Genomic DNA, 11,664 nt, shown 5'->3' on the forward strand with positions numbered 1-11,664 from the left:
TCGGCGTGAGCGGCCCGCCGCTCAGTTCGGATGCCACCAGCGGCCGCCGATGACGACGCCCTCGGAGACGATCTTGCGATCGCCGATCAGGTGCTCGCCGACGACGTCCTCGTAGTCGAACTGGCCTTCCCTCACCGAGATCAGCGTGGCGTCGCCGACGCTGCCCGGCTTGAGGCTGCCGAGCTCGGGGCGCCGCAGCGCCATCGCAGCGTTGACAGTCGAAGTTGCGATGACGTCGGACAGCGGCATGCCCATGCACAGGAATTTCGAAAGGGTCGTCACCTGATCGAAGGCCGGGCCGTCGATGCAGAGTTGATGAATGTCGGACGAGATCGTGTCCGGATAGAAGCCGTTGGCGAGCATGGCACGTGCGGTCTTGAACGCGAACGAGCCCTTGCCGTGGCCGATGTCGAACAGCACGCCGCGCTCGCGCGCGTCGAGCACCGCCCGCTTCACCGTCCCCTGCGCGGTCGCGGGCGTGTTGGGGAAGGGCCGGAACGCATGGGTGAGCACGTCGCCGGGGCGCAGGCGCGCCAGCACCTCCTCATAGCTCGGCGGCGGATGATCGATATGCGCCATCAGGGGCATGCCGACTTCGTTCGCGACCTCGATCGCGATGTCGAGCGGCACGACGCCCGACGTGCCCGAGGAGTGCAAGCCCACGCGCACCTTGATGCCGACAATGAGGTCGCGGTTGGCGTCGGCCACCTTGGCCGCCTCGATCGGATTCATCAGCCGCAGCTCCTCGCTCTCGCCGACCATGATCCGGTGCGAGAAGCCGAAAATGCCGGCATGCGACACGTGAAGATAAGCGAGAATGCGGACCTGGCTCGGCTCGATCACATGCTTGCGGAATCCGGCGAAATTGCCGGGCCCCGCGCTGCCGGTGTCGACCGCGGTGGTGACGCCGGAGAGGCGGCAGAACTCCTCGGCGTCGATGCCAAGCGACGTGCCGCCCCAATAGACATGGGTGTGGAGATCGATCAGCCCCGGCGTCACGATGTAGCGAGACACGTCGCGCACGTCGGTGCCCGGATCGGCCTTGAGCCCGGTGCCGATCGCAGCGATCTTGCCGCCCGAAAAGGCGACATCGGTCACGGCATCGAGCTTCTGGGACGGGTCGACCACACGGCCGCCGCGCAGGATCAAGTCGAAGGGCATTGTCGTCTCCGGATATGGCAGCTAGGCGGGGCCGGCAATCAGCCGGGGCCAGGAAGGAAGCTTCGCGCTTCTAGCAATTTTTGCGCCGACGAGCGTGGCAAACGCGACGATTGCTCACTGAAATTCTGGCGATCCCGGGAAGACTCGAACTTCCGACCTACGGTTTAGGAAACCGTCGCTCTATCCGGCTGAGCTACGGGACCGCGGAACCCGCAGAGCGGGTTACCGGGGCTTCTTATCAAAGCGGAGGCGGGATCGGAAGCCCTCCGCGTTGCTCAATGCGGAGGGCTGCCGGTCATCTCACGCCCTGATATTGTTGTCCTTCACCACCTTGCCCCAAGTGGCGACCTGCTTGTCGAAGAAGGTCTTGAAGGCGGGGCCGTCCTCGAGCAGCAGCGTCATCTGCTGGGTGTCCTTGAGCTGGGCGGCGGTCGCGGGCTCGCTCAGGATCTCCTTGGACGCCGTTGCGAGGGCTGCGACGATGTCCGGCGGCGTGCCGGTGGGCGCGAAGATGCCCCACCAGGCCAGCGTCTCGAAATCCGGAAAGCCCGCCTCGATCGCGGTCGGCGTATCCGGCAGGCCCGGCAGCCGCTCGCGGCCGAGCTGCAGGATCGGACGCAGCATGTTGGTGCCGAGCTGGGCTGCGACCAGCGCCGCCGATCCCGCGATCAGGTCGACATGGCCGCCGAGCACGTCGTTCATCGCAGGGCCGCCGCCGCGATAGGGCACGTGCGTGATCTCGACGCCGGCCTTGTTGCCGAGCACGGTCATGGCGAGATGGCCGAGCGTGCCGATGCCGACGGAGGCATATTTCACCGCGCCGGGCGTCGCCTTGCAGGCCGCCACCACGTCGGAAAAGCTCTTGTAGGGACGGCCCGCACCGGCGGCGATCACGTAAGGCGCGGTGCCGACCAGCAACACCGGCATCAGTTCGCGCTCGACATCGACGGGCGGCTTGTCGAGGATGGAGGGGATCACCGCGTGGGAATCGAAGGTGACCAGGAACGTCGAGCCGTCAGGCGGGCTCTTGGCGACCTGCGCCGCGCCGAGCGCGCCGGCGGCGCCCGACTTGTTCTCGACAATGACGATGCGGTTGAGCTTGGTTTGCAGGTGGCTCTGGAGCAGCCGCGCCATCGCATCGGTCGATCCGCCCGGCGGAAACGGCACCACCAGCGTGATTTTTGAAGCCTGGCCCAACGCCGGCGTCATCGCGAGAATAGCCGGCGCCGCGAGCAGCGTCCGTCGTGTGATCTTCATGGTCCCCTCCCCTGTTTTCTTGCGCCCGGCTTTTGCTCTTGGCGCTTTAAGTCGTCCCGAAACCGGATCCCGCTTTTCTGTATTCTGGCCGCGGCGGACTGAAAATGTCCAGCACGCGGGCGCCGTCGGGGCCGGCGCGCATGGTGTGCGGCACATTACCCGGCGTGCGCCAGAAGTCGCCCTTCTTCACGGCTATCTCCTCACTGCCCTGGACTCGGATGGCGGAGCCGTCGAGCAGCACGCCCCATTGCTCCTCGGGATGATGGTGCAGCGTGCCTTGCGCATGCGGCGCCAGCGTCACCACCGACAGCATGGCCTGCTCGCCGGAGAAGATGCGCGTGGTCACCCCTGCCGCGAGCTCGCGAAACAGCCCGTCGGCGGTATCGTCGAGATTGTGGAATTCGTCCTTCTGGCTCACGCCATCCTCCCCTTGTTTTTTTCGCTGATCAGGATTTGCTGTACGAGCCCTGATAACGGCCCTCGCGGATCGCCTTCAGCGTCTCCTCCTCGCGCGCGACCTGGGCGCGCACGGCGTCCAGCAGCGCCGCGGCACCGGCGGCGGCAAACGACACCACGCCATCCTCGTCGCCGACGACGATGTCGCCGGGCGAGATCACGCTGCCGCCGATCGAAACAGGCACATTGATCTCGCCGGGGCCGCTCTTGTAAGGGCCGCGGTGGATCACGGCGCGGGCATAACATGGAAAGTCATCGGCCGCGAACGCCGCAACGTCGCGGATCGCGCCGTCGATGACATAGCCTTCGGCTTTGCGCCATTGCGCGATGTTCTTCATGATCTCACCGACCAGCGCGCGGGTTTCATCGCCGCCGCCATCGACGACGATGACGTCGCCGGGGCCCACCAGCTCGAGCGCGCGGTGGATGGCGAGATTGTCGCCCGGACGGGTGCGGACCGTGAAGGCCGTGCCGACCAGCTTGGCGCCGCGATGATAAGGCTTGAGCCCCACTGCGCCCGGCAGCCGGCCGAGATTGTCCGAAATGACCGAGGTCGGCGCACCGCGAAAACCCTCGATGATCGCAGCCGGCGGCTTCGGCACAGCGTTCGCAGCAATGGTGATGGTCATAATTCAGTCCTTCCCGTGAATTCTCTACTCGGCGTGCGCCCGCGCCTTCGCCGGCCAGATCCGGAAGGCGCGCCCCTCCTTCATCCACGCCGCGCGCTCGTCGCGCAACAGCGTACGGCGAACTTTTCCGGAATCGTCGCGCGGCGGCGCGCCGACGATCTCGAGGTCGGCGTCGCTCCGCATTTCCACACCGCAAACGAGGTCTCGAAGAACGCATTGCCGTTCGGCAACCCGATCGCGACAAAGTCGCCGGGCTTGACGCCCCTGGCCATGAACGCCCGCGCGCGCCGGCTGGCGCCGCGCTCGAGCGCGTCCCATGTCAGCGTATCCTGCCCGTGACGGACGGCGATCGTGCCTTGCGGTTTGCGCGCGGCGTACCAGCGCGGCACGTCGGACAGGGGCAGCAGCATCAGGCGTTTCCACTTCGTTTTCTTGGCGTCGCCGATGAGGCGAGCGCAGGATGAAGTGACGCTGTGACTCCTGCGCCACGTCAAGCAAAAAATGTCAGCATCGCAGCCATGAAATTCCCCGGTTCCATGGGTGACAAGCCGGCCATAAAGGGGCAAAAATCAGCCCGACTCAGTTCGGGTTGAGTTTTGCAAGGAATGCTCTCGTAGAATGTCGGACGTAGTTGCATCGCGTCGTGCGGCGCTTGTCGTTGTCGCAGCAGGATTTTTCCTGCTGGCGCCGTCGCATGCCCAGGCACAATGGTGGAAGCGCGCGCCTGTTGACTTCGAGACCTGTGCCGACGCCGCCGAAAAAGCCACGACCAAGTCCGAGAAGACGGCTGCGCTTGCCGACTGCAACGCCAAATTCGCCGGCCGGCGCAAGGCAGGCGGCGGCTATTCCTATTACGATTTCCTCCAGGACCGCACCTTCGACATCGCCGGCCCCAATCCGACGCCGGAGGAGCAGAAGAAGATCGACGAATCCTACACCGCCTATCTCGCCAATCAGCGCCGCAGCAATGAAGCCGCGCAAGCCACCGCGCGCCAGCAGCGCGAGCAGCAGGAACAACAGCTGCAGCAGCTCCAGCGGATCGCATTGCGCACCGACGTGGAGCGCGTGCCCGTGCCGGTCGAGCGGCCGAAAGTCCAGCAGGCCACCATCGGCGACGCGCGGCCGCGGCCGAAGGGCGCACCCTGCACCAAGGGCTCGTTCTCCTGCGAATGGCCGCGGCTGTCGGATGGATTGAACGATATCAAGAAGCTGTTCAGCCCGACGCCGAGCAAGCCCGCGAAGAAGGGCTGAGCTGCGCCCACAAGCCCCGCCGTCGTCCTGGCGAAAGCCAGGACCCATTATCCCAAGAGGTAGTTCGGCGGCAGACTTGTAGTTCGGTACTCCGACCGCTCACTATTGATCGATTCCGCGGTATGGGTCCTGGCCTTCGCCAGGACGACGGCTGAGGATGCGGCCTCAGTTCGTGTGCTTCTTCTTACTGCGCTTCGGTTGAGCTACCGGCGCATTCACCGGTGCCGTTGTTGTCGGTGAATTACCCAACTGCGACCTGCTCTCCTGCAATCGCCTGTCATAACCGGGAGAGTTCATGACCGTCGGCGGCCGGGCCTCCGCGACCGAGGACGCGGCGCAGACCACGGCCAGCGCGAATCCGATCATCAGGCGACGCTTCATCGTTGCTCCTCCCGTCGTGCAGCCTGCACTCATGCGTTACCCGCGGATCTGCTGCGGCGACAGCCGCGGCGGACCCTGGCCCGCGCTCTCGGCCTCCTGGATCAGCGCAACAATGCGGCGCGACAGCGGCACGTCAACATTGTTCTGCTCGGCGAGCGCGATGATCGCGCCCTGGAGATAGTCGATCTCGGTCTTGCGGCCCTGCTTCAAATCCTGCCACATCGAGGAACGCGCCTCGGGATCGATCTTCATGGTCCTTCCCAGGATCAGGTTGAAAATCGGATCAGGCAGCCTCAGCAAGGTGGGCGTCCAGGATGACGGGATCGGCGTCGCCGAGACCGGTGTGATGCCGGCGGCCCTCATCGCAGCAAGCCCCTCCGCCATCTGATCGGCGAACAGCCTTCGCCATTCGCGGTTCGCCAATTGCGCGGCGAGCGGCATATCCGACAAGGCGCTGAGCGCGTTGTTCAAATTGATGATCAGCTTGCCCCATTGCACGCCGGTGATGTCGCGGCTTGCGCGCATGGTGAGCCCCGGCACCGACAGCGCTGCGGCCGTATTCGTATCATCTTGGCCAACATGAATGTCGCCGGAGGTCGAGCGGTGGAAGCGGCCCTCGCCCATCCCGACCACGTTGAAAGGCACCATGCCGGCGAGCACGCGGCGGTCGCCGAGGCGCTCGCGCAGCATGGCGACATTGCCGACGCCGTTTTGCAGCGAGACGATGACGGCGTCTTGCGGCGCATGCTGCGCGATCTGGTCCGCGACACCGGCCGTGTCGGCGCTCTTCACCGTGACCAGCACGATGCCGGCGCTGTGCAAGATCGCGGGATCTTCCGACAGCGCGAGTCGGCCCGCGCCGAGCTTCTTCTGCGAGCCGTCGAAATCGGTCAGAAGCAAGCCGAACCGCTCGATCTCGGACTTCACCCGCGGCCGCACCAGGAGCGCGACGCGGCGGCCGCCGGCCGCCAGAGTGCCGCCGACGAAACATCCGATGGCGCCCGCGCCGGCCACCACGATCGGTCGATCCGTCATCACCTTTGCCTGCCCCCTTAACGATCTGCCCTCGATAGCAGAGGCTGTGACTGCTGCCCATTCCCGTAGTCGCGGCGCAATCGCCTTGTAACCGTCATGACAGCCTCATATGTTTTCGAGCGGGGCTTGTTACCGGCAGGAAAGCGCCAAAGGAGAACGCCATGGGTTTGCTCGACGTCCTCAACGGCATGCAGAACGGCCCGCGCGGCCCAAGCACGCCGAGTTCACAATCCTCATCCAGCGGTGGCATGTCGCCCATGACCATGGCGCTGCTTGGCCTGCTCGCCTGGAAGGCATTCAAGCATTTGAGCGGCAATCAGAGCGGCAGCGCGCCGCAGCCGTCCCCGGCACCGACGCATCTCCCCCCGCAGGTGAATGCGGGCGCTGGCGGCGGCCTCGGTGACCTGTTGAAGGGTGGCCTTGGCGGCCTGCTCGCGGGCGGCGCGGCCGGCAGCGTGCTCAGCGGCGGGCTCGGCGATCTCCTCAACCAGCTCCAGCAGAGCGGTCATGGCGACGCTGCCAATACCTGGGTCGGCAAGGGCGAGAACAAGGCGATCGCACCAGGCGATCTCGCCAATGCGCTCGGCGCCGACCAGATCGAGAGCCTGTCGGCCCAGAGCGGCCTGTCGCGTGACGAGCTGCTCTCCGGCCTCAGCCAGTATCTGCCGCAGGTGGTCGATCATCTGACGCCGGACGGACGGCTGCCGACCGAGCAAGAGATCGCGGGCAGAGTCTGATTTTAGTTTCGTCAAAGCGAGGAAGCACGGACATGAGCATGGGTGGCTTGTTGTGGATCATCGTCGTCGGCTTCATCGCCGGCCTCATCGCGCGTTGGCTGGCGCCAGGACCGAACAATCCGAGCGGCTTCATCCTCACCACCATCCTCGGCATCGCCGGCGCATTTCTCGCGACCTTCATCGGCCAGGCCATCGGGCACTACAGTCCCGACCAGGGCGCGGGATTCATCATGGCCACCATTGGTGCCGTGGTGGTGCTGTTCATCTGGCACCGGCTGGTGGCGAGCGGCGTGATCAAGGGGTGACGCACTAAGCCGTCATCTACACCACATCCACATCGTCATGCCCGGGCTTGTCCCGGGCATCCACGTTCTCCTATCCGCGGAGCAGCGCGTGGATGGCCGGGACAAGCCCGGCCATGACGTGGAGAGAGGGCGCCGCGCGACTCACGTCACCAAATGCATCCCCGCATCCATGCGCACGACCTCGCCGGTCATGTTGCTGGAGGCCGGCATCGCCAGGAAGCAGACGAGCTGCGCGATGTCTTCCGCCGATGATGCGACCTTCAGCGGCACCTTGGCGACCACGCTGTCGCGCACCTGCTTGGCGCCAGCCTCGCCACGGCCCTTGGTGAACCAGGGTGTGTCGATATAGCCCGGGCAGACCGTGTTGACGCGGATCAGCGGCGCCAGCGCGCGCGACAGCGACAGCGTCATGGTGTTGAGCGCGCCCTTGCTTGCAGCGTATGCAATCGACGATCCGACGCCGCTGATGCCGGCGACCGACGAGATGTTGACCACGGCGGACGGCCGCCCCGAAGCCTTGGCGCCGGCCTCGAGCAGGCTGCGCGCCGCGCGCACCATCTGGAACGGGCCGATGGTGTTGACGCCGTACAGGCGTTGGAAATCTTCCGCCGACAATCCGTCGAGATCGGCATGGGCGACATGCTTGGTGGTGCCGGCATTGTTGACGAGCACGTCGAGCCGGCCCCAGCCGGCTGCCGCGACGATCTTGCGGCAATCGTCATCCTTCGAGACGTCGCCCTGCGCGACCAGAACTTCCGGTGAGCCCGCCTTGCGGCAAAGCTCCGCGGTCGCCTCCGCTTCCCTCTGGCTCGAGGAATAGTTGATGACGAGCCGCGCTCCGCTCCGTGCGAGAATTTCCGCGGTCGCAGCACCCAGGCCGGAGGCGGACCCCGTCACGATTGCGCACAAACTGTCCTTTGCCATCCGGATTTCCTTCCCCTGATTGACTATCGACGTTCTGTTTAGCGAGTTTGCGGCGCCCTGCAAATCGAGCAAACTCCGCTAAGCGGAATTAACGTGTCGCCCATGCCCGCGCCGCAGGTTGACCTGCGATCAGCGCTTGTCAGGGCCATGGCTTTTTCGGATCATCGGGCGCAAGAAGAACCTGCGCGCTCACCCCACGGGTCGGATGCGCCAATGGCAAAACACGGGGAACGCTGTGGCGGAGAGTGACAATATCGTCGTCGAGACCGCGGAGAAAATCTTCGCCGATCTCGCCGATCCGCAGACCGTCAACAACGACAAGAAGGATTCGTGGCAGGCACCACTGTGGCAGGCGCTGAGCGAGGCCGGCCTGCCGTTGGCCTGGGTGCCGGACGATCTCGGCGGCTCCGGCGCGAGCCTTGCCGACGGCTTTGCGCTGCTGAACGCAGCCGGCCGTTTCGCAGTCGCGGTTCCCCTGGCCGAGACCATGCTGTCGGGCTGGCTGCTGGCGCAGGCGAAGATCGCATCCCCCGAGGGCGAGATGACGGTGCTGCCGGCGTCGCCCAAGGATCGTATCACCCTCGATGCCGACGGTGCGCTCTCCGGCCGCGCCCGCGGCGTGCCCTTCGCAAAGGCGGCAAAGCACTTCGCGGTGCTGGCCCACGGCAAGGACGGCGCTTCGATTGCACTGGTCGATGCGAGCAAGGGTCGGATCGAGACCGGACTCAATGTCGGCTACGACCACAGCGACACCGTCACGCTCGACAAGGTGCAGCCCGTCACCATCAAGCCCGCCCCGAACGGCTTTGACCAGACCACAATGATGCTGATGGGCGGCGTCGCGCGCAGCCTTCAGATCGCGGGGGCGCTGGAATCGATGCTCGACATCTCCGTGCGCTATTCCAACGAGCGCGTCGCCTTCGAGAAGAAGATCTCCAAATTCCAGGCGGTACAGCACAACCTCGCCCGCCTCGCCGGCGAGTCGGCCGCTGCGCTTGCGGCTGCCACTTCCGCGGCCGACGCCATCGCCAATGCAAAGTCGTTCGACGACGCGGTCTACCTCGAAGCCGCCTCCGCAAAAATCCGCTGCGCGGAAGCCGCGGAAAAGGGTGGCGCCATCGCGCATCAGGTCCATGGTGCGATCGGCTTCACCTTGGAGCACATCCTGCACCGCTATTCGCTGCGGGCATTGGCCTGGCGCGATGATTTCGGTTCGGAAAGCCACTGGGCCGTCGAGCTCGGCAAGCTCATTGCCAACCGCGGCGCCGACGAATTGTGGCCGCTCGTGGCTTCGCGCTGATCAGGGACGAGACAACAATGACCGCTGCCCTCCGTTTCGATCCGATCCGCCTCCCCGAGAAATGCGAGCAATTGCGCAAGGAAGTGCGCGCCTTCCTCGCGGAGGAAATCGCCGCCGGCACCTTCGATCCGCACAAGCCCAACCGCGAAGACACCGACGCGCCGGAATTTTCCCGCAGGGTCGGCGCCAAGGGCTGGCTCGGCATGACCTGGCCGAAGAAGTATGGCGGCCAGGAGCGCTCGTTTCTCGAACGCTACGTGGTGACCGAGGAGATGCGCGTCGCCAACGCGCCGACGCGGCGGTTCTTCGTCGCCGACCGCCAGAGCGGGCCGGTGCTGATCAAATACGCGCCCGAGCACATCAAGATGGACATCCTGCCGCGCATTTGCCGCGGCGAGATCTGCTTTGCGATCGGCATGAGCGAGCCGAACTCCGGCTCGGACCTGTTCGCCGCGAAGACGCGTGCGACCAAGACCGACGGCGGCTATCTCATCAACGGCACCAAGATCTGGACCTCATCGGCCCACATCGCCGACTACATGATCGCGATCTTCCGGACCTCGCAGCCGACCAAGGAGAACCGCCGTCACGGCCTGACGCAGTTCCTGGTCAAGATGAAGCAGCCGGGAATCCAGGTGAACCCGATCGGCCAGATCACCGGCCAGTACGAGTTCAACGAGGTCGTCTTCACCGACTTCTTCGTGCCCGACGATCATGTGCTCGGTGAAGTCGATGGCGCCTGGAAGCAGGCGACCAGCGAGCTCGCTTATGAGCGTTCGGGCCCCGAGCGTTTCCTGGAGACCTATTACGTGCTGACCGAGCTGGTTCGCGCGGTCGGCCCAAACCCGGACACGCGCAGCGCCGAAGGCATCGGCCGGCTGGTGGCGCAGCTCCACACCATGCGGCGCATGTCGGTCTCGGTCGCGGGCATGCTGCAGGCCGGCAAGGAGCCCGTCGTCGAAGCGTCCATCGTCAAGGACATCGGCACGGTGTGGGAGCAGCAGCTTCCGCACCGCGTGCGCGATCTCGCCGCTTTCGTCGAGGAGACCGCGACCAACCGCGAGACGCTGGAGCGGCAGCTCGACTTCGCCATCAAGACCGCGCCGAAACTCACCATCCAGGGCGGTACCACCGAGGTGCTGCGCGGCATCATCGCCCGCGGGCTTGGCTTGCGCTAATCATTCGAGGACATCATGAGCACTTACAAAGATATCGGAGTCGAAAAAGTTGGTCACGTCGGCACCATCGAAATACGCCGCCCGCCGCTCAACTTCTTCGACATATCGCTGATCAACCAGATCGCGGACGCGCTCGACGAGTTCGATCGCGACATCGAGATTCGCGCCTCGGTGCTGTCGGCGCAAGGCAAGGCGTTTTGCGCCGGCGCCAATTTCCAGGACCCGGCACGGCAGGCGCAAGAGGCGCGCGAAGCCGATAAGACGGCCAAGGGCGATCCGGCCGACAGCCTCGGGGCGATCAACCATCTCTACATCCAGGCCGTGCGCATCTTCCGCGCCAAGAAGCCGATCGTCGCAGCCGTGCAGGGCGCCGCCATCGGAGGCGGATTGGGCCTCGCGGTCTCGGCGGACTTCCGGGTCACCTGCCCCGAAGCGCGCTTCTCCGCGAACTTTACCAAGCTCGGCTTCCATCCCGGCTTCGGCCTGACCGTGACGCTGCCCGAGCTGATCGGCAAGAACAACGCCGAGCTGATGTTCTACACCAGCCGCCGCGTCACCGGCGAAGAGGCCTTCAAATGGGGCCTCGCCAACGAACTGGTGCCGCAGGACCAGGTCAAGGCGGCCGCACTGAAGCTCGCCGGCGAAATCGCCGAATGCTCCCCGCTCGGCCTCGTCTCCACCCGCGCCACGATGCGCGCTGGCCTCGCCGACCGCGTGATGGCCGCGACCAATCACGAGCTCGAGCAGCAGACCCGCTTGCGCGCGACGGAAGACTTCAAGGAAGGCGTGAAGGCCACCGAAGAGCGGCGCGTGGCGAATTTCAGGGGGCGGTAGCCGCCGCCTTACGCGTCGCATCGGGGCGACGTGGCCAGACACTCCATGGTCGTCCTGGCGAAAGCCAGGACCCATTACCCCAGGGAGAAGTTGTGGCGCGAAGCTGGAAACCACGAGTCTTCGCCAAACCACTCCCTGTGGTGATGGTGTGGACGGCCCCTTACGGCATCAGTGTGCCAGAATGAGGTTGTCAGAAACTCATTCACAGGAGCCGTC

At 65.4% G+C, this 11,664-nt stretch carries 13 protein-coding genes, 1 tRNA gene and 1 pseudogene; 6 read left to right on the plus strand and 9 right to left on the minus strand.

What is annotated here, in order from left to right:
- Nucleotides 1–21: 21 nt before the first annotated feature.
- The 6 genes and pseudogenes from AC0L2J_RS31545 to AC0L2J_RS31570 all read right to left on the minus strand — a co-directional run.
- Nucleotides 22–1,161: an amidohydrolase/deacetylase family metallohydrolase gene (locus AC0L2J_RS31545; RefSeq protein WP_007604638.1), complete on the minus strand. Its 1,140-nt coding sequence runs from the start codon at nt 1,159–1,161 to the stop codon at nt 22–24.
- A gap of 126 nt (nt 1,162–1,287) precedes the next feature.
- A tRNA-Arg gene (locus AC0L2J_RS31550) sits at nt 1,288–1,364 on the minus strand.
- A gap of 97 nt (nt 1,365–1,461) precedes the next feature.
- Complete coding sequence (locus AC0L2J_RS31555; protein WP_473395590.1) at nt 1,462–2,418, minus strand: tripartite tricarboxylate transporter substrate-binding protein; 957 nt, start codon at nt 2,416–2,418, stop codon at nt 1,462–1,464.
- Between the two features lie 46 nt (nt 2,419–2,464).
- A complete protein-coding gene (locus AC0L2J_RS31560) occupies nt 2,465–2,836 on the minus strand; it encodes a dimethylsulfonioproprionate lyase family protein (protein ID WP_007604636.1) in 372 nt (123 codons plus the stop codon).
- Nucleotides 2,837–2,864: 28 nt separating this feature from the next.
- Complete coding sequence (locus tag AC0L2J_RS31565) at nt 2,865–3,503, minus strand: RraA family protein (protein ID WP_473395591.1); 639 nt, start codon at nt 3,501–3,503, stop codon at nt 2,865–2,867.
- A 155-nt stretch (nt 3,504–3,658) separates the two neighbouring features.
- Nucleotides 3,659–3,913: pseudogene (locus AC0L2J_RS31570) on the minus strand (AMP-binding protein); the annotation flags it as partial.
- A gap of 208 nt (nt 3,914–4,121) precedes the next feature.
- On the opposite strand from AC0L2J_RS31570, the gene AC0L2J_RS31575 reads away from it, so the two are divergent.
- Nucleotides 4,122–4,754: a hypothetical protein gene (locus AC0L2J_RS31575; RefSeq protein WP_007604633.1), complete on the plus strand. Its 633-nt coding sequence runs from the start codon at nt 4,122–4,124 to the stop codon at nt 4,752–4,754.
- A gap of 165 nt (nt 4,755–4,919) precedes the next feature.
- Here the strand turns inward: AC0L2J_RS31575 and AC0L2J_RS31580 are convergent, their stop codons facing one another.
- The gene (locus AC0L2J_RS31580; protein ID WP_007604631.1) at nt 4,920–5,135 is read right to left on the minus strand and encodes a hypothetical protein; all 216 of its coding nucleotides are present in this window, start codon (nt 5,133–5,135) and stop codon (nt 4,920–4,922) included.
- Between the two features lie 36 nt (nt 5,136–5,171).
- Entirely contained in the window at nt 5,172–6,173 is a 1,002-nt protein-coding gene (locus tag AC0L2J_RS31585; RefSeq protein WP_473395592.1) for a 2-dehydropantoate 2-reductase, read from the minus strand.
- A 158-nt stretch (nt 6,174–6,331) separates the two neighbouring features.
- On the opposite strand from AC0L2J_RS31585, the gene AC0L2J_RS31590 reads away from it, so the two are divergent.
- Together AC0L2J_RS31590 and AC0L2J_RS31595 are read left to right on the plus strand one after the other, a co-directional pair.
- Nucleotides 6,332–6,907 (plus strand): YidB family protein, encoded by a 576-nt coding sequence (locus AC0L2J_RS31590; RefSeq protein WP_473395593.1) that lies wholly within the window; start codon nt 6,332–6,334, stop codon nt 6,905–6,907.
- Between the two features lie 32 nt (nt 6,908–6,939).
- The gene (locus AC0L2J_RS31595; protein WP_080586664.1) at nt 6,940–7,212 is read left to right on the plus strand and encodes a GlsB/YeaQ/YmgE family stress response membrane protein; all 273 of its coding nucleotides are present in this window, start codon (nt 6,940–6,942) and stop codon (nt 7,210–7,212) included.
- Nucleotides 7,213–7,353: 141 nt separating this feature from the next.
- On the opposite strand, the gene AC0L2J_RS31600 is transcribed toward AC0L2J_RS31595, so the two are convergent.
- Nucleotides 7,354–8,136, minus strand: a complete 783-nt coding sequence (locus AC0L2J_RS31600; RefSeq protein WP_473395594.1) for an SDR family NAD(P)-dependent oxidoreductase — start codon at nt 8,134–8,136, stop codon at nt 7,354–7,356.
- A 235-nt stretch (nt 8,137–8,371) separates the two neighbouring features.
- On the opposite strand from AC0L2J_RS31600, the gene AC0L2J_RS31605 reads away from it, so the two are divergent.
- From AC0L2J_RS31605 to AC0L2J_RS31615, 3 genes are read left to right on the plus strand one after another with little or no spacing between them, the layout of a single operon-like run.
- Nucleotides 8,372–9,436 (plus strand): acyl-CoA dehydrogenase family protein, encoded by a 1,065-nt coding sequence (locus AC0L2J_RS31605; protein ID WP_473395595.1) that lies wholly within the window; start codon nt 8,372–8,374, stop codon nt 9,434–9,436.
- Nucleotides 9,437–9,453: 17 nt separating this feature from the next.
- Nucleotides 9,454–10,614, plus strand: coding sequence for an acyl-CoA dehydrogenase family protein (locus AC0L2J_RS31610; protein WP_008133127.1), 1,161 nt, complete (start codon nt 9,454–9,456; stop codon nt 10,612–10,614).
- A 15-nt stretch (nt 10,615–10,629) separates the two neighbouring features.
- Complete coding sequence (locus AC0L2J_RS31615) at nt 10,630–11,448, plus strand: enoyl-CoA hydratase/isomerase family protein (RefSeq protein ID WP_007604623.1); 819 nt, start codon at nt 10,630–10,632, stop codon at nt 11,446–11,448.
- Nucleotides 11,449–11,664 lie beyond the last annotated feature (216 nt).

It is taken from the genome of Bradyrhizobium sp. MV1.5, assembly GCF_055807615.1.